The organism is Pseudomonas sp. NPDC008258 (assembly GCF_042956345.1).
Taxonomy (GTDB): Bacteria; Pseudomonadota; Gammaproteobacteria; order Pseudomonadales; family Pseudomonadaceae; genus Aquipseudomonas.
In genome coordinates this window covers 16,923-34,830 of the sequence record NZ_JBIBGE010000017.1, presented here as the reverse complement: position 1 = coordinate 34,830, position 17,908 = coordinate 16,923, and the positions used below count along the sequence as shown (strand labels likewise).

The window sequence follows — 17,908 nt, the reverse complement described above, 5'->3', positions numbered from 1 at the left end:
CCGTTTGCGAGCCATCCAGAAGCCAGAATTACCGTTGTACGGGGCGTCGCAAGGGCTCCCCGTTTTGTGAAAAGGGAGGCCTTCGATGCAAAAGCCGCTATGTACCCGTTCAGAACTGGCCGACACACTGTTTCGCCTGCGCCGCAGCTTCTATGCCTTGGCCGCCTTCAGCGGCGTGATAAACGTCATGATGTTGACGCCAGCTGTTTACATGCTGCAGGTATATGACCGCGCCCTGGTCAGCCGCAACGTCACCACTCTGAGCATGCTCACCCTGCTGGTCGTCGGATTGTTCCTGCTGATGTCGGCGCTGGAGATGACCCGTACCCGGGTGCTGATCCGGGTAGGCAATTGCCTGGACATGGCGCTAAACCGACGCATTTTCAGCGCTGCCTTCGAGCGCAACCTGAGCCGTGCTGGCGGCAACCCGGCCCAGGCCCTGCAGGACCTGGCGCAGGTGCGCCAGTTTCTGACCGGCAACGGCCTGTTCGCCTTCTTCGATGCCCCGTGGACGCCGATCTATCTGGTGGTCTGCTACCTGATCCACCCTTGGCTCGGGCTGGTCACGATGATCGGCTCGATGATCCTGGTGGGCCTGGCCTACCTCACCGAAAAGGCCACGCAAAAGCCATTGGCCGAAGCCAACCAGGCGTCCCTGTCGTCGGCCAGCTACGCCAACAACAACCTGCGCAACGCCGAAGTGATCGAGGCCATGGGCATGCTGCCGTCAATCGGCAAGCGCTGGTACCGGGGCCATTTGCGCATCCTGCAGATGCAGACCCTGGCCTCCGACCGCGCGGCGCTTATCAGTAGCACCGGGCGCTTCGTGCGTATCACCTTGCAGTCGCTGATTCTTGGGACCGGCGCGCTGCTGGCCATCGAAGGCAAGATCACCCCCGGCATGATGATCGCCTGCTCGATCCTGACTGGCCGCGCCCTCGGCCCGGTGGAACAGGTGATCGCCTCGTGGAAGCAACTGCTGGGCTGCCGCCTGGCCTGGGGCCGGCTCAACGAGCTGCTGCAGGACTACCCGCAACGGCCACCGAGCATGTCGCTGCAACGGCCAATGGGCATGCTGGCCGTGGAAAACGTGATCGCCGGCGCCCCCGGCACCAACGCCAGCATCGTGCGCGGAGTGAGCTTCAGCCTGGTGCCGGGTGAGAGCCTGGGCATCATCGGCCCTTCGGCTTCTGGCAAGTCCACCCTTGCCCGCCTGCTGGTGGGGGTGTGGCCAGCCCAGGCGGGCAAGGTGCGCCTGGACGGGGCCGACATCTTCACCTGGAACAAGGCCGAACTGGGCCCTTGGCTGGGCTACCTGCCGCAGGATGTGGAACTGTTCGAGGGCACCATCGCCGAAAACATCGCGCGTTTCGCCGAAGTGGACAGCGACGCAGTGATTCGCGCCGCCCGCAGCAGTGGCGTACACGACATGATCCTGCACTTCCCGCAGGGCTACGACACCCGCCTGGCGGCCGATGGCACCCCGCTGTCCGGCGGCCAGAAGCAGCGCATCGCCCTGGCCCGCGCACTGTATGGCGAACCCAACCTGGTGGTGCTGGACGAGCCCAACGCCAACCTTGATGACATCGGCGAGAAGGCCTTGGTCGATGCACTGGCCGAGCTGAAGGCGCGCGGTGCAACGGTGATCCTGATTTCCCACCGGCCCAACGTGCTGTGTGCAGTCGACAAGATACTGATGTTGCGCGAAGGCGCTGTGTACATGCTCGGCAGCCGCGACGAAGTGTTCGCGGCCCTGCGCAAGGCCAGCGTGATTCCAGCGGCCAATACGGCCCCGCTGGCTTCGGTCAAAGTACGGGAGTAGCCGATCATGCAGCTGACTCAACACTCCGAATTGATTCCCGCCGAAGCCAAAGACCTGATCGACCTTGACGCAGGCCGGCCGGCTCGCTGGGGCGTATGGATGGTGATCGCCGGTTTTGGCGGCTTCCTGCTGTGGTCATGCCTGGCGCCACTGGACGCAGGCGTGGTGGCCACCGGCACGGTCAAGGTCACCAGCAACCGCAAGGCGGTGCAGCACCTGACCGGCGGCACGGTCGAGGCGATCCTGGTGCGCGAAGGCGATATGGTTAAAAAAGGCCAGGAGGTGGTGCGCCTTGACGCGTTGCGCGCCGTGGCCGAGCAAGGCGCGCTCAGTGCCCAGTACATCGTCAGCAAGACCGTGGAAAACCGCCTGGAAGCCGAACGTGACGGCCGCGACACGGTCACCTTCGACCCTGCGCTGCTCCAGCACTACGCCAATGACCCACGGCTGCTGGCGGCCATGGACCTGCAACAGCGCCTGCTCGATACCCGCCGTGCCGGCCTTGCGGGTGAACTGAGCATCCTTGAGGAAAACCTCACCGCCTCGGCGGTACAGCTCAAGGGCCTGCAGCAGGTATACGGCGCCCGCGCCTCGCAGATCGGCTTCCTCAACCAGGAACTGCAAGGCACCCGGGTACTGGCCGCCGAGGGCTATGTGCCGCGCAACCGCCTGCTGGAACTGGAGCGCAGCAATGCCGACCTGTCTGCCGGCCAGGCAGAAAACCTCAACAACATTGCCCGGGCACGTAGCCAGGCCACCGAGATCAAGCTGCGCATATTGCAGCGCCAGCATGATTACCTGAAGGAAGTGGAATCGCAATTGACCGACACCGCCAAGGAAAACACCACCTTGGCCGACCGCTTGCGCGCACTGGACTACGAAGTGACCCACACGGTGATCCGCGCACCGATCGACGGCATGGTTCAGGGCCTGAGCATTGCCACGGTCGGCGGCATCATCCAGCCAGGTGCCAAGATCATGGAGGTGGTACCGCTCGACCAGCCACTGCAGGTAGACGCAATGATCCCGGTGCAGGCCATCGACAAGATGATGCCTGGCCTGGACGTGGACATCGCCTTCCCCGCCTTCAACCACGCGCAAACGCCGAACATTCCGGGGCGGGTGAAGACCATTTCCGCCGACCGCCTGCTCGACGAGGAAAGCAAGCAGCCGTTCTACCTGGCCCAGGTTGACGTGACGCCAGCCGGCATGAGCCTGCTGGGCAGCAACCACATCCGCCCCGGCATGCCCGCCACCGTTACCATCAAGACCGGCGAGCGCAACCTGCTCAGCTACCTGCTCAAACCCATGCTCGAACGCGTCGACGCCGCGTTCAAGGAGCAATGACATGAAACGCCCGTGCCTGATGTTGTGCCTGCTGGGGGTTGCCGTACAGGCCAGTGCCATGGACCTGAAGCAAGCCTGGGATTTGTTGCAGTACCAGGGCCCGATCTATCAAGCCGCCGTGCATGAGAAACAAGCCGGCAGCGAGAACCGCGCCATCGGCGAGGCCGGCCTGCTGCCGCAGATCAATGCCTCGGCCTATTTCAACAGGGTCAATGGCAGCCAGCGCCAGAGTGGCCAGGATCGAGACCTGGACTACGACTCCAAAGGGGCCAATGTGCGCCTGCGCCAACCGCTGTTCAACAAGCAGAAGATGGCCGAATACCGCCAGGGCCAGCAACGGGCCGACTACAGCGTGGCGGTGTTCGATGCCAAGAGCCAGGACGCAGCCGTGCGCCTGGCAGACGCCTACTTCGACGTGCTGCTTGCCAGCGAAACCATCACCCTGGCCAAGGCCAAGCTTAACGCCTTCGACGAGCAACTGGCGTCGGCGAAGCGGCGCAAGGAGCTGGGCGCCGGTACCATCACCGACGTCGACGAGTCGGTAGCCCGTCGTGACCTGGCCGAAGCAGACCTGATCGAGGCTCAGGACAACCTGATCAACGCCCGCCGCAAGCTGGAAGAATACATCGGTGAAACCCCTGACTCGCTGATCACCTTGCAACCGGGCTTCAGCACACCGCCCCTGATGCCGGGCAACTTGCAGGACTGGCTGGTGAAAGCCCAGGCGGACAGCCCGCTGATTCATGCGCGCCGGCACAACTACGAGCTGGCCGAAGAAGAAGTGAAACGCGCCCGCGCCGGGCACTACCCTACCCTGGACTTCGTGGCGGGCTATACCGCCGGCAGCAGCCAGTCGATTTCCGAGATTGACCAGCGCAACCACTACAGCTCGATCGGGCTGGAGCTGAACATTCCGCTGTACAGCGGTGGCAGCACCAGTGCCCTCACCCGCCAGGCCAGCGCCAACAGCTCCAAGGCCCTGGACGAACTGGACGCCACGCGCCAGGAGGTGATTTCCGACACCACCCGCGAGTACCGCGGCGTGCAGAGTGGCGCCTTGCGCGTTCATGCACTGGAAAAGGCCGTGGCCTCCAACGAGCGCTCGCTGCTCTCGACCCGCAAGGGCTTCAAGGAGGGCGGTACCAGCACCAACTCGGATGTACTCAATGCCGAAGAGCTGCTGTATGACGCCCGCCACGACCTGTTCGAGGCCAAGCTCAACTACCTGATGTCGCGGCTGCGCCTGGCCTCGTCGGTGGGCAGCCTGGGGGATGATGATATCGAACAGATCAATGATTACCTCGGGCCTGAGCTATTGGTGACCAATTGAGGGGATCTGAAGGTTGACGCGATTCTTGTGGGGGATTGCTCAGCCCATTGGGCTGCGCTGTGGGAGCGGGCGTGCCCGCGAAGAATCCAACGCGGTGCATGGCACCGGCTGCGCCGGTGTTCGCGGCGGTTCGACGCCTCGACACGCCCGCTCCCACAGGGTCCCTGCTAAATCAGTAAGTGATGTGCGGCTCTATGAGCAACGTTGACGTTGAAGCCTATGCATAGCTGCGACGCAATTCTTCGCGCTATGATCGGACACCCTGCCGTGGACGCCCTGCCCCATGCCCGTAGACCTTCAAGCGCTGTACCCCAGGTTGATCCACCTGATGCTGGACACCGTGTTCGTGGTCGACAGGGATAACCAGATCGCCTTTGTCAGCGATGCCTGCGAGGCGCTGCTGGGTTACAAGCCCGCTGAATTGGTCGGCACACTGATCACCGACTACATGCACCCTGACGACCTGGCGGCCACGCGCGCGTCAATTGTGCGGGTGATGAACGGCCAGCACCATTACGATTTCCGTAACCGCTATGTGCGCAAGGATGGCGGTATCGTGCACATCCTGTGGGCAGCCAGCTGGTCCGAAGAGGCTCAAGCGCGTATCGGTGTGGCGCGGGATGTGACCGCCTTGCGCCAGGCCGAGGATGAACTGCGCTTTCTGGCCCATCATGACCCGCTGACCCGGCTGGCCAACCGCGCCATGTTCAATGAACGGCTGGCCACTGCCCTTGCCGCCGCTCGGCGGCACGATCGCACGCTGGCGTTGCTGTTTCTGGATATCAACGACTTCAAGCAAATCAACGATGTGCACGGGCATGCTGTGGGTGACCGGGTGCTGTGCACGCTGGCGCGGCGCCTCGAAGGCTGCGTAAGCGCCACCGACACGGTGGCGCGCATGGGCGGTGACGAGTTCACCGTGCTGCTGACCGATTGCCCGTCGCCAGAGGCCATTAGCGAACACGTGGCGAACATCCTGGCAGCCATGGCCGAACCGCTCGGCGCCGAATTGCCAGGCATGGACGCGCCATCCTGCAGCATTGGCGTGGCCCGCTTCCCTGAGGACGGCCACGATGCCGACATGCTGCTGCGTCATGCCGATGGGGATATGTACCGGGTCAAACGAAAACGCACTGCGACCGGGTAGGCATACCCCCCTTGCCCACTGCGCGGGCCCTTTTCAACATCAAGGTAGCGTTTCAACACAACGCAAGTTCAACCACCGGGACACCACCATGTCTGACCTTGAAAGCACCCTGCTCGACAGCTGGCAGCACAACGCCCAAGCCTGGATTGACGCCGTGCGCAGCGGCAGCATCGAGAGCCGTCGCCAGGTCACCGACCAGGCCATCCTGCTTGCCATCCTTGGCCGCCAGCCCGGGCGGGTACTGGACCTGGGCTGTGGCGAGGGCTGGTTGCTGCGTGCGCTGGACGACCGCGGTATCGAAGCTGTGGGCGTTGATGGTGACCGGATGCTGGTAGATGCCGCGCGCGCTGCGGGGTCGGCCGAGGTGCACCTGGCCAGTTATGCACAGTTGGCCGATGCGCAGGTGTATGTGGGCAAGGGTTATGACCTGGTCTGCGCCAACTTCGCGCTGTTGCATCAGGACATTATTCCGCTGTTGGCGGCGATGAATGATCTGCTGGTGCCGGGTGGCGCACTGGTGATCCAGACACTGCACCCATGGAGCGTGGCCGACGGGGATTATCAGGATGGCTGGCGGCAGGAATCATTTGCCGGGTTTGACGGAGACTGGCAGCCAATGCCCTGGTATTTCCGCACCTTGGCCAGCTGGCTGAATGCGCTGGACATGGCCGGGTGGCGGCTGGTCGGTTTGCAGGAGCCGCAGCACCCGCAAAGTGCGGTGCCGCAGTCATTATTGATGGTGGCTGAGCAGCCCTGAACAGCTGCAGCTCTACCGGCCTCATCGCCGGCAAGCCAGCTCCCACAGGTACTGCATTGGCCTATCAGGCTGCGGTGATCCTGTGGGAGCTGGCTTGCCGGCGATGAGGCCTACAGGCAACTACAGCACCGGCTTGCGCGCTGCGCCGCTGCGGGCCTTGGCCATGGCCGCCAGGCGCACGGCCACGTTGGCCGCACCATAACCCGCATAGCCACCCTTGCGCTGGATGATCTCGAAGAAGAAGCGCTCCTCGAACGGTTCGGTGTACACGTGGAACAGCTCGCCACCTTGCGCATCGCGGTCGTACAACACGTTGTAATACGCCAGCTCGCTGAGGAACTCGTCGTCGAAATCGAAGCGCGCTGCCAGGTCGTCATAGTAGTTGAGCGGGATTTCCAGCAGCGGCACCCCAGCCAGCTTCGCCCGTGCTACTTCACGGAAGATGTCGTCACAATCGAAGGCGATATGATGCACCCCCGAACCGCGGTAGCTGGACAAAGCATGGGCGATGGCGGTGTTGCGGTTTTCCGAAATGTTCAACGGCAGGCGCAAGGTGCCGCACTGGCTACGCAGGGCGCGGCTCTTGACCAGGCCATACGGGTCGGGCAGCACCACTTCGTCATCGGCGGCGAAGTCGAACAGGCTCTTGTAGAACAGCACCCAGCTGTCCAGCGACTCGGCCGGCAAGGCCAGGGCCATGTGGTCGATGCGGCGCAGGCCGCCGGTGGCGGTAGCGTTCTTGTCCAGGCTGAAATCGGTGTCGTACAAGGTCTGGCCGGCAGTGCCCTGCTCTACCAGGTACAGCAGGCTGCCATCCGGGGCACGTACCGCCGGTACTTCACATTCGTTGGGGCCGACCAGGCCGCGGAACGGCTGGCCTCGGTAGGCCGTTGCACGCTTCAGGGCGGCCTGCTGGTCCTTGACCCGCAGCGCAGTGGCGCACAGCGACGGGCCGTGGGCCTCGAAGAAGTTGTGGCCGAAAGAATACGGTTCGGCGTTCAGCACAATGTTGATATCGCCCTGGCGCAGCAGCTGTACGTCTTTGCTGCGGTGCTTGCCGGCTTCGGCAAAGCCCAGGCGCTTCAGCCAGCTGCCCAGGCGCGCGCCGACGGCTTCGTCGACCGCAAACTCAAGAAACTCCACGCCGCCATAGGTGCTGGCCGCAGGTGGCGTGAACAGTACGCCGGGCTCGATCGGCGTGTTCTCCTGCTCCAGGCGCAGGCGGGTCTGCTCTTCGAGGTACAGCAGCGAACGCAGGCCATCGGCGGCATTCTGCCGAGGTGGCGCGGCGCGGAAACCATCGTTGAAAATTTCCAGCGACAGCGGCCCCCGGTAGCCAGTGGCCAGGATTGGCGCCAGGAAGCCGGCCATGTCCATTTCGCCCTGCCCCGGGAAGCAACGGAAGTGCCGGCTCCACTCCAGCACGTCCATGGCCAGGATCGGCGCGTCGGCCATCTGCACGAAGAAGATCTTGTCGCCGGGAATGTCGCGGATCGCGCTTGGGTCACCTTTGAGCGACAAGGTATGGAAGCTGTCGAGAATCACCCCGAGCGCCGGGTGGTCAGCCTGGCGCACCAGGTTCCAGACTTGCTGGTAGGTGTTGACGTGGCGGCCCCAGGCCAGGGCTTCGTAGCCAATGCGCAGGCCACGCTTGCCGGCATGTTCGCCCAGCAGGCGCAAGTCGTCGACCAGCAACTGTTCATCGCCCAGGGCATCAGCCTGCACGTTGCTGCACACCAGCACCAGGTCGGTGCCCAGTTCCTGCATCAGGTCGAACTTGCGCTCGGCGCGGTCGAGGTTTTTCTGCAGGCGGTCGCGGCGGCAGCCTTCAAAGTCGCGAAACGGCTGGAACAGGGTGATGGCAATCCCCAGGTCGGCGCACATCTGGCGCACCTGGCGCGGGCTGCCGGCGTAATAAAGCAGGTCGTTTTCGAAGATCTCGACGCCGTCGAAACCGGCGGCGGCGATGGCTTCGAGCTTTTCCGGCAGGGTGCCGCTCAAGGACACGGTGGCGATCGAACGCTGCATGGCGGGAGTTCCTTGTTGTTAGAAAAATACGGTGCCAGTCAGGTAAAAACCACTGTCACAGTTTATGGCACGATCGATTATTCGCAGGTACAGTCGTCGCTTCAATATCTTTGTACGGAATGGTTAGTTTTGCGTTCGATTATCGCACAAAACCCAATTTAGCGAATTGCTAGACCGCTGCCCCAGGGTCAACATGAGACCCAGACGCAGGCACACCGACCTCTGCCTCCTGCCTTGGCATAACCCCTGGCGGAACCTGCGCAAACAACAATAACAACGGAGACAACAATGGCTCACTCCAGCTCGCAAGCCAAAAAAGCGACCGCCAGTGGATGGATAGGCTCGGCACTCGAGTACTACGACTTCTTCATCTACGCCCAGGCCGCTGCGCTGATTTTCCCGCAGATCTTCTTCCCCAATACCGATCCGAAAATGGCCATTATTGCCTCGCTGGCCACCTACGGTGTGGGCTACCTGGCGCGTCCGGTTGGCGCCTTCGTGCTGGGCCACTGGGGTGACACCCGCGGGCGCAAGAACGTCCTGCTGCTGTGCATGTTCCTGATGGGCCTGTCGACCATGGCCGTCGGCCTGCTGCCCACCTACCACGACATCGGTTACCTCGCCCCGGCCTTGCTGGTGGTGTTGCGCCTGATCCAGGGCTTTGCCGTGGCCGGGGAAATCTCGGGTGCCAGCTCAATGATCATGGAGCACGCACCTTTCGGTCGCAGAGGCTATTACGCCAGCTTTACCCTGCAAGGCGTGCAGGCCGGTCAGGTGCTGGCGGCGGCCGTGTTCCTGCCACTGGCTTACTTCATGCCTAGCGAAGCCTTCACCGAATGGGGCTGGCGCATTCCGTTCCTGATGAGCGCCATCGTGCTGATTGCCGGCTTCATCATTCGTAAGGAAGTGCACGAAACCCCGGCATTCGTGAAGGAAGAGAAGCAGGACAAAGTGGCCAAGTCGCCGATCAGCGAAGCGTTCCGCCACAGCTGGAAACACATGGTACTGGTGATGTTCATGGCCCTGATGAACGTGATCCCGGTGGTGGCCACCATCTTCGGTGCAGCCTATGCGGTGCAGCCGGCCTATGGCATCGGCTTCGACAAGAGCGTGTACCTGTGGATTCCAGTGGTCGGCAACATCGTCGCAGTGCTGGTGATTCCGTTTGTCGGTAACCTGTCGGACAAGATCGGCCGTCGCCCGACCATGATCGCCGGCTGCCTGGGCTCTGGCCTGCTGGCCTTCGTCTACCTGTATGCAATCAGCATCCAGAACGTGCCACTGGCGTTCGCCGCTTCGATCGTCATGTGGGGCATGGTCTACCAAGGCTACAACGCGGTTTTCCCAAGCTTCTACCCAGAGCTGTTCCACACCCGCTACCGCGTTTCGGCCATGGCCATCGCGCAAAACATCGGCACCATGCTGACTGCCATGCTGCCGGCGCTGTTCGCCCTGGTTGCCCCGCCTGGCTCGGACAACATCCCGCTGGTGGTGGGTGGCCTGGCGTTCTTCATCACCTGCGTGTGCGCCCTGGCGGCCTACATCGCCCCGGAAACCCACCGCCTGGCGATGGAAGACCTGGGCAACCCAGAGGCCAAGCCGATGGAGAAAGCCGCGTATGAAGCCAGCCGTAAAGGCAGCTTTCAGGCAGTGAGCCACTGATAGACCGTTGAGGGGCTGCTTTGCAGCCCTTTCGCGCTCCCGCGGCTTGTGCCGCGAGGATGGCAACACGGTGCATGGCCCCCAGCAACTCCCCCCTCCTCCCTCGCAGCGCACGCTCAACGGCGTCAACCGGCTCAGCCCTCAAAAGTTCTACAAGTTGTTGCTGCAGCGAACTTTTTCCTGATTGCCTGTCTATGTGTGAGGCACAGAAAGGTCGCGGAACGCGAGACAACGTTCGCTCCACACCTGCTGGCCAGATGGCTCAATTGTTATCAGAGGTTGGCTTCGCTCATGAAAATACATGTCGCAAGGTTGGTGCTGCTCGGCCTGTTCTCGTTCGCGGCGGTGGGCTCGGCATCGGCAACACAAATGAAAGCACCGGCGGTGGCGGCACCGGCCGTTCAGTCACCCTTGCAGCCTGCCGGCAACCCCTGGTCGAGGGTAGCCAGCGTGGCCGCTGCACAGCCAGCCACGCTGCTGGCGCACGACGACGACCGCTGGCATGACCACAGAAGCGACTGGCGCCGTGAGCAGTGGCGCCGTGAGCAAGCACGGCGGGATTGGGAGCGGCGCAGGGACTGGGAAAAACGCCGGGACTGGGAGCGCCGCCATGAGCGGGCCATGCACCAGCGCCACTACGACGACCACCGCTACTACCGCCGCTGAAGCCAATGTGATTTTGAAAGTAGGCGCGATTTCTGTGGGAGCGGGCGTGCCCTACTGCCAGTCGGTTAAACCTATAAGGCACATTGGGGCTGCTGTGCAGCCCATCGCCGGCAAGCCAGCTCCCACAGGTGCCGCGCAGATCTCAAGTTTTGCGCAGTCCCTGTGGGAGCTGGCTTGCCTGCGATGGGCCGCAAAGCGGCCCCGAATGGCTTAACTGACTGGCATTAGGGCATGCCCGCGAACACCGTCAGCGCCGGTGCCATCCTCCGTGCTGCCTGCTTCGCGGGCACACCCGCTCCCACACCAACCGCGCTGGCGCACCGATTTACGTCGCATCTGCCGGTTGCTGCATATCCGCCGCCTCGGCCTCCATCTTCAAACGGTCAGCCTTGCAGATGTATTTGGGCTTGCGCGGCGCCAGCTTGGCACTGGCCTTCTTGGCATGCGCTTTCAACAGCTGGTTGATCTTCTTACGACGATTCATGTTCCACAGGGCCTGTCAGGTTTTTTTGCTTACGCCATCATACCCTTGCACCCTGTAATTCGCCGCATTGACGTATTTTTCACACCCTTCAGATTAGCGTCACGCCCTTTCCGGTCACGCGCACACCTGCTGGCCGCCAAGGTACGACGAGGCATACGTGTCACACACTTCATCCCCCGCCGCGCACAAGCGCGTGGACTGGGCCGGCCTGGGCTGGCTTTTGCTGTTCTTCTGGTACTTTTCCGGGGTAACCCAGGCGTTGCTGCTGTTCAGTGGTACAACCGGTTTCGCCGGTTTTCGCGATGCGTTCTTCCTCAGCAGCCTGTGGCTGGCGCCCGTGCTGCTGGTGCCGCGCTTCACCCGCGCCACCGCGGCGGTCATCGGCCTGGTGCTGTGGGCCGCATCGCTGGTGGGCTTGAGCTACTTCGGCATCTATCGCCAGGAGTTCTCGCAAAGCGTCATCTTCGTCATGTTCGAGTCCAACACCGCAGAAGCCGGTGAGTATTTCAGCCAGTACTTCAGCGTGTGGCTGGGCCTGGCGTTGCTGCTGTACACGCTGGTGGCGGTGCTGCTGTGGAAGCGTGTGCGCCCGGTCAACCTGCCGCTGCGCAGCCGTCTGCCGGTGGTCGCCTTGTTGCTGGTGGCGAACCTGGTGTACCCGTTCTACAAGCAAATGGTCACCCAGGAGCGCAACTTCGCCGACGCTGCCGAGAAGGTACAGCAACGCATGGAGCCCGCCGTGCCTTGGCAACTGCTGGTCGGCTACCGGCAGTATCGCCAGCAACTGGACAACATGCAGGAACTGCTGGCCCAGAACGCCGCGTTGCCGCCCCTGAAGAACCTGCATGACAGCAGCGGTACGGCGCCCCGCACGTTGGTGCTGGTACTGGGCGAGTCGACCACCCGCGAGCACATGCACCTGTACGGCTACAACCGCGACACCACCCCCAACCTCGACGCGCTGGCTGCCAGCGACAAGGGCCTGACGGTGTTCCGCGACGTGGTATCGCCGCGCCCTTACACCATCGAAGTGATGCAGCAGATCCTCACCTTCGGCGACGAGCAGAACCCGGACCGGTTCCTCACCGACCCGTCGTTGATCAACCTGATGAAACAGGCCGGTTACAAGACCTTCTGGATCACCAACCAGCAGACCATGACCAAGCGCAACACCATGCTCACCACCTTCTCGCAGCAAACGGACGCGCCGGTATACCTGAACAACCAGCGCAACCAGAATGCCAGCCAGTACGATGACGTGGTGCTGGCGCCGTTCGAGAAGGCCCTGCAGGACCCCGCGCCGAACAAGTTCATCATTGTGCACCTGCTAGGCACGCACATGGACTATCGCTTCCGCTACCCCAAAGACTACGCCCACTTCACCGACAACCAGGGCGTGCCGGGCAAACTGACGCCAGACCAGGTAAAAACCTACAACTTCTATGACAACGCGGTGCGCTACAACGACTACGTGGTGTCGAGCCTGATCAAGCGCTACTCGGCCGGCAGCCCCAATGGCTTCCTGGTGTACCTGTCCGACCACGGTGAAGACGTGTACAGCTCCGGTAACCACGACCGGCTGGGGCGCAACGAAGGTGCACCGACCCGACCGATGTACACCATCCCGTTCCTGCTCTGGACCTCACCCAGCTGGCAAGCCGAGCACCCACGCGACTTGCAGGCCATGGCCAACCGCCCGTACAGCAGCTCGCACCTGATACACACCCTCTCCGACCTGGCCGGGTTGAGCTATGACCACTATGAGCCGGCCAAGAGCCTGGTAAGCCCGCAGTTTGTGGCAGCGCCGCGCTGGATTGGTGACCCGTACCGCAAGGATGGCTTGCGCGAGTTCGACCACCTGCCGCTGGACAAGGCCGAGCGGGTGCAGGAGACGGCCAGTAGCGGCCATTGACACGTTTCTTGTAGGCGTTCGCGGGTGTCCGCCACAGCACCTCTAGCGCCTGTTAGATCGCGCGCCGCGCGGGCGGCGCGCGATCTCACAAGCGATACAAATGCCCCGGTGACCCGATCCCAACCCCCGTTGAGGCCAGCCCCGTGCAACCGATAACCCCCGATACCTCCCCCGCAGCAACGGAAGCACAAACCTCCATCCCGCTGCTGCTGGCGGCCCTGATGCTGGTGATGTTCCTCGCGGCCCTCGACCAGACCATCGTCTCGACCGCGCTGCCAACCATCGTCAGCGACCTCGGTGGGCTGCGCTGGCTGCCCTGGGTGGTCACTGCCTACCTGCTGGCCTCCACGGTGGTGGTGCCGCTGTACGGCAAGTTCGGCGACCAGTTCGGCCGCAAGCGCGTGCTGCAAGTCGCAATCGTGCTGTTCCTGTCGGGCTCGGCGCTGTGCGGCGCGGCGCAGACCATGACCCAGCTGATCGCCTTCCGCACCCTGCAAGGGCTGGGTGGCGGTGGCCTGATGGTGGTGGCGATGGCCGCCATCGGCGATGTCGTCCCGCCTGCCGAGCGCGGCCGCTACCAAGGTCTGTTCGGCGGCGTGTTCGGCCTGGCCACCGTGGTGGGGCCACTGATCGGCGGCTTTCGGGTCGAACAGCTTTCGTGGCACTGGATCTTCTACATCAACCTGCCTTTGGGCCTGCTGGCGCTGCTGGTCATCGGCAGCGTGTTCCGCCCACACGTGGCCCTGGTCCGGCACACCGTGGACTACATTGGCGCGTTCTTCCTGACCGTGGCGCTGGCTGCACTGGTGCTCATCACCAGCCTGGGCGGCAGCCTGCTGGCGTGGCAGTCGCTGGACATGCTGTGCCTGTCGCTGTTTGCCCTGATCGGCCTGGTCGGCTTCGCCCTGGAACAACGCCGCGCCGCCGAGCCGATCATGCCGCTGCACCTGTTCAGGCACCGCACCTTCGTACTTGCAGGGCTGATCGGTTTCATCGTCGGGGTGTCGCTGTTCGGCGCCTTGTTCTCGCATACCCTGCTGGGTGGCCTGGGCAGTGACTTCGCCGCCAGTGCCGGAGGCGCTGCAAGCCTTTCGCCTGCCGCCGTGCACGCCCTGCCCGCTAACCTGCAACAATATTACCTGCAGGCGTTTTCCGGGGCGATGCACGGGGTATTCCTGCTGGCAGGGGTAATCACCAGCGTGGCATTCGCACTGTCCTGGCTACTGCGCGAAGTGCCGCTGCGCAAGGCCACGCAAGCGTAAAAAAGGGTGGGCAGGCCCTCAGGCGGATGGAGCACATCCACCCCGGCCGGCACTCCCCTGCACCGCCTCGGCCAGCTTGCGCAGGTTGGCCTGGTGCGCATTCACCAGGCTGGTGATGCTGTTGTCCGCCGAGGTCTGCACCGAGGTTCGGCAGGTGAACTCAGCCTGCCCCGCCAGCTTCAGGCGCCACACCGCTTCCAGCGAGGCATAGCGCCCCGGTACCGTATCGAAGCGTTGTACGTCGACCCGCAGCGCCGCCGTACCAGCGCCTGCCGGCCCACCCAACTGGTCTTGCAAGGCGCTGCGGAATTCATCCACCAGGTTGGCCCCCCACCACTCCGTTTCCAGGATGGCCAGGCCGCTCTGCCCTTGCCGCACCACCAGTTGCGGGCGGTCTACCTGCGGCGGCACCACTACCCGGGTAACCCGGATGTGCTGCCCGCTGCCACGCACCGGCTCGCTCGCTACCAGCGTATGGTAGTTGTTTGGCGTACTGCTGCAGCCCCCGAGCCACACCAGCAGGCTGGCCATGCACACATTGCGCAGTCGTTGCATTGGCTGTCTCCTCAAGGTTCAAGCTCTGCGGAGCCGGCGGCTTTCGGCCGCCCGCGGATCAGCGACTCGGGGTGCCGGCCCAGGTAATCGGCAAGGTCACGCAGCGAACGTGACATGCGCTCCAGTTCGTCCAGCGTTTCGCCCATCCGCTCGCGCTGCGGCGAATCCTCGGAAATGGCCGAATTGGCCGTGCGTAAGGTTTTGTGTACTTCATCCAGCGCCACCTTCACATCCGGCAGTGTCTGGCCATTGAACTGCTTCAGGCTGGCGCGCAGTTCACGCAGGCTGCCGTCCAGGTTGCTGGCGATGCTTTCCAGCGGCAGCTTGGCAATGCGCTCCACCACCCGCTGAAGCTGCTCCTGCAACTGCTCCAGGCTGCCTGGCAGCGTAGGGATGACGATGGGGTTGGCGGCCATGTCGAAGGCCACTTTGGGAGTATCGGGGTAGAAGTCCAGGGAAATGAACATCTGCCCGGTAATCAGGTTGCCGCTGCGCGCCTGGGCCCTCAGACCATGTTCGACGAAGGTACCGATCAACCGGCGCGCCCCATCCATATCGCCTTCGGTGTGCTTGAACGCCGCCAGCATCTTGCGGTGCACCGGGCCCAGCCGCTGTGGGTAGATCACCGCATCGACCACCACCGGGAAGGTCTGCCGGTCAGCATCGTAGTCAAGCTTGATCGAGGTGACGCGGCCAAACTCCACGCCCTTGAACTCCACCGGCGCGCCCACCGACAGCCCACGCATGGCCTGTTCGAAACGCAGTTGCAGGTACTGCGCCTGGCCATTGGGGGGAGCCAATGCGCTGTCGCGATCGGCAAATAGCTGGAAGCGCGCCTGGTCGGCAGCAGGCTCGGCTTGCGGGGCGAAGTCGGGGGAGCCAAAGGCCAGCCCGCCCACCAGGATCGATGACAGCGATTCCGTATCGACCTTCAGGCCGTTGGCGCCAATTTGCATGTCTACGCCACTGGCATTCCAGAAACGGCTGTCGGTGGTAACGAAGCTGTCGTATGGCGCCTGCACGAACACGCCAATTTCTACGCCCTTGCCGTCATCCTGCAGGGCAAAGGACACTACCTCACCCACCGGGATCTTGCGGTAGTAGATAGACGAACCCACATCCAGCGAGCCCAGGTCGCTGGCAGTGAGGAAAAAGCGCTTGCCCTGCTCGTCAAAGGTAATGGGTGGCGGCAGTTCCAGGCCAACAAAGGACTTTTCCGCTACTTTCGATTCGCCGGCATCCGCCCCGATAAAACTGCCTGACAGCAGCGTATCCACCCCGGACACTCCGCCCACACCAATACGCGGGCGCACCACCCAGAAGCGCGCACCCTGGGTGGCGAACGCACGAGCGTCATCGGACAGCTGCACCTTGGCCACCACACTCTTCTTGTCGTCGGCCAGGTCTACCGTGGTCACTTCGCCAATCACCACGCTGCGGTACTTCACCTGGGTCTTGTGTGCCACCAGCCCTTCCCCGGTATGGAAGGAAATGGCAATGACCGGCCCCTGCTGCATCCAGTTGCGCACAACCAGCGAAGCGCCGATGAGAATGGCCAGTATCGGCACGATCCACACGAGTGACACGCTCCAACGCCGGGTGCGCACTTCAACCTGGCCCGGGCCCTCACCCTCGTCAGTCTTCTGCACCATCAATGCGGCCTCCCCTCGTTGGCACGGCTATCCCAGATCAGGCGTGGATCGAAGCTCATCGCAGAAAACATGGTCAGCACCACCACCATGCCGAAAAACAGGATGCCCACCCGTGGCTCGATGGTGCCCAGCCCACGTAGTTGCACCAGCGCTGCCACCAGTGCCACCACCATGACATCGAGCATCGACCAGTAGCCGATCAGCTCGACAAAACGGTACAGCTGCGAGCGCTGCCGGCAGGCCCAGGTTGAACGCTGCTGGGCGGTGTACAGCAGCAGACCCAGGGAAAAGAACTTGATGGCTGGCACACCCACGCTGGCAATGAAGATGATCAGTGCGATATCCCAGGCACCGGCTTCCCAGAACTCCAGCACGCCACCACCAATAGTGCTTTCAGTGCCACTGCCAAGCATTTCGGTGCTCATGACCGGCAACAGGTTGGCGGGGACGTAAAACACCAGCGCCGCCAGCAGAAACGCCCAGCCGCGGCTGATGGCGTTGGTCTTGCGCCGGTGAATGGCGGCGCCGCAGCGGTTGCAGGTGTGCGCGCCGCTGCTCAGGTCACAGGCCTGGCCGCAGCCATGGCACAGGCACAGGCCGAGGTCGTCGGCGTTGGCCGGGGTGCTCATACCCGCTCCCACAAATCGCGGATGTCCTTGCCGGCAATATGGATGATCAGCATGCTCAGCGCAGCCAGGGCCAACAGGCCGATACCGGGGATTACATCGAGCAGCCCGGCCAGCTTGATCACCGCCACCATCGCCCCCAGCAGGCACACCTCCAGCATGCTCCAGGGCCGCAGGCTCTCAAGGCCGCGCATGCACAGGGCAAAGCCTGGGGCACGCCGGTCGGCCAGGGCAAAACTCAGCACCCAGCACAACACGGCAATTTGCAGCACCGGCGCAAAGATGATCGACAGCGCCATCACCAGGGCAATGAAGGTGATACTGCCGTGGCTGAGGATCTGCACCGCATCCCACAACGTTGCCGAATGCGTGAGCCCCTGCATGCCGATGGTCATCACCGGGTAGGCGTTGGCGAACACCAGCAGGATGCCGCCCGTCACACTCAGCGCCAGCCGCTGCTGCACGGTCAGCGACGTGTGCCGATACAGCACGCCGCCGCAGCGTTGGCAAAGGGCGCGCTGGTGCTTGTGCAGCGGCGCACGGTGGTACACCGTGTCGCAGTACTCACAGATGATCAGATCTTGGGGCTGGGCCATGTTGGTTCCCACGGATAGACCTGCAAGCCGCACCTAAGTCAGCAAGCCTAGACGGGAAAACT

At 63.2% G+C, this 17,908-nt stretch carries 15 protein-coding genes; 9 read left to right on the top strand and 6 right to left on the bottom strand.

What is annotated here, in order from left to right; genetic code table 11:
• The first annotated feature begins 85 nt into the window (after positions 1 to 85).
• From ACFY9W_RS15455 to ACFY9W_RS15435, 5 genes are all read left to right on the top strand, one after another.
• The gene (locus ACFY9W_RS15455) at positions 86 to 1,822 is read left to right on the top strand and encodes a type I secretion system permease/ATPase (protein ID WP_391131698.1); all 1,737 of its coding nucleotides are present in this window, start codon (positions 86 to 88) and stop codon (positions 1,820 to 1,822) included.
• Positions 1,823 to 1,828: 6 nt separating this feature from the next.
• Positions 1,829 to 3,169, top strand: a complete 1,341-nt coding sequence (locus ACFY9W_RS15450; protein WP_391131696.1) for an HlyD family type I secretion periplasmic adaptor subunit — start codon at positions 1,829 to 1,831, stop codon at positions 3,167 to 3,169.
• Position 3,170: 1 nt separating this feature from the next.
• Complete coding sequence (locus tag ACFY9W_RS15445; protein ID WP_391131694.1) at positions 3,171 to 4,499, top strand: TolC family outer membrane protein; 1,329 nt, start codon at positions 3,171 to 3,173, stop codon at positions 4,497 to 4,499.
• Between the two features lie 283 nt (positions 4,500 to 4,782).
• A complete protein-coding gene (locus tag ACFY9W_RS15440) occupies positions 4,783 to 5,646 on the top strand; it encodes a diguanylate cyclase domain-containing protein (RefSeq protein ID WP_391131691.1) in 864 nt (287 codons plus the stop codon).
• 88 nt (positions 5,647 to 5,734) lie between these two features.
• Positions 5,735 to 6,403 (top strand): methyltransferase domain-containing protein, encoded by a 669-nt coding sequence (locus ACFY9W_RS15435; protein ID WP_391131689.1) that lies wholly within the window; start codon positions 5,735 to 5,737, stop codon positions 6,401 to 6,403.
• A 120-nt stretch (positions 6,404 to 6,523) separates the two neighbouring features.
• On the opposite strand, the gene quiC is transcribed toward ACFY9W_RS15435, so the two are convergent.
• Positions 6,524 to 8,431: a 3-dehydroshikimate dehydratase QuiC gene (gene quiC, locus ACFY9W_RS15430; RefSeq protein ID WP_391131687.1), complete on the bottom strand. Its 1,908-nt coding sequence runs from the start codon at positions 8,429 to 8,431 to the stop codon at positions 6,524 to 6,526.
• 288 nt (positions 8,432 to 8,719) lie between these two features.
• Here quiC and ACFY9W_RS15425 point away from each other — a divergent pair, with 288 nt between their 5' ends.
• Both ACFY9W_RS15425 and ACFY9W_RS15420 read left to right on the top strand, forming a co-directional pair.
• Positions 8,720 to 10,093, top strand: coding sequence for an MFS transporter (locus ACFY9W_RS15425; protein ID WP_391131685.1), 1,374 nt, complete (start codon positions 8,720 to 8,722; stop codon positions 10,091 to 10,093).
• A 291-nt stretch (positions 10,094 to 10,384) separates the two neighbouring features.
• Positions 10,385 to 10,759: a hypothetical protein gene (locus ACFY9W_RS15420; protein ID WP_391131683.1), complete on the top strand. Its 375-nt coding sequence runs from the start codon at positions 10,385 to 10,387 to the stop codon at positions 10,757 to 10,759.
• 325 nt (positions 10,760 to 11,084) lie between these two features.
• On the opposite strand, the gene ACFY9W_RS15415 is transcribed toward ACFY9W_RS15420, so the two are convergent.
• The gene (locus ACFY9W_RS15415) at positions 11,085 to 11,243 is read right to left on the bottom strand and encodes a DUF2986 domain-containing protein (protein WP_391131681.1); all 159 of its coding nucleotides are present in this window, start codon (positions 11,241 to 11,243) and stop codon (positions 11,085 to 11,087) included.
• A 157-nt stretch (positions 11,244 to 11,400) separates the two neighbouring features.
• On the opposite strand from ACFY9W_RS15415, the gene ACFY9W_RS15410 reads away from it, so the two are divergent.
• Positions 11,401 to 13,155, top strand: coding sequence for a phosphoethanolamine transferase CptA (locus ACFY9W_RS15410; protein ID WP_391131679.1), 1,755 nt, complete (start codon positions 11,401 to 11,403; stop codon positions 13,153 to 13,155).
• Between the two features lie 143 nt (positions 13,156 to 13,298).
• Positions 13,299 to 14,417 carry an MFS transporter gene (locus tag ACFY9W_RS15405; RefSeq protein ID WP_391131678.1) on the top strand — a complete coding sequence of 373 codons (1,119 nt, stop codon included), beginning with the start codon at positions 13,299 to 13,301 and terminating at the stop codon, positions 14,415 to 14,417.
• An 18-nt stretch (positions 14,418 to 14,435) separates the two neighbouring features.
• Here the strand turns inward: ACFY9W_RS15405 and ACFY9W_RS15400 are convergent, their stop codons facing one another.
• Genes ACFY9W_RS15400 through ACFY9W_RS15385 form a run of 4 tightly spaced genes read right to left on the bottom strand, consistent with a single transcriptional unit; the run spans position 14,436 to position 17,846 of the window.
• Entirely contained in the window at positions 14,436 to 14,972 is a 537-nt protein-coding gene (locus tag ACFY9W_RS15400) for an ABC-type transport auxiliary lipoprotein family protein (RefSeq protein WP_391131677.1), read from the bottom strand.
• Between the two features lie 11 nt (positions 14,973 to 14,983).
• The gene (locus tag ACFY9W_RS15395) at positions 14,984 to 16,624 is read right to left on the bottom strand and encodes an MlaD family protein (protein WP_391131676.1); all 1,641 of its coding nucleotides are present in this window, start codon (positions 16,622 to 16,624) and stop codon (positions 14,984 to 14,986) included.
• Positions 16,624 to 17,253, bottom strand: coding sequence for a paraquat-inducible protein A (locus ACFY9W_RS15390; RefSeq protein WP_391131674.1), 630 nt, complete (start codon positions 17,251 to 17,253; stop codon positions 16,624 to 16,626). Before ACFY9W_RS15390 ends, ACFY9W_RS15395 begins: the two co-directional genes overlap by 1 nt.
• Positions 17,250 to 17,846 carry a paraquat-inducible protein A gene (locus tag ACFY9W_RS15385; protein ID WP_391131672.1) on the bottom strand — a complete coding sequence of 199 codons (597 nt, stop codon included), beginning with the start codon at positions 17,844 to 17,846 and terminating at the stop codon, positions 17,250 to 17,252. The genes ACFY9W_RS15390 and ACFY9W_RS15385 overlap by 4 nt, the downstream gene beginning before the upstream one ends.
• Positions 17,847 to 17,908 lie beyond the last annotated feature (62 nt).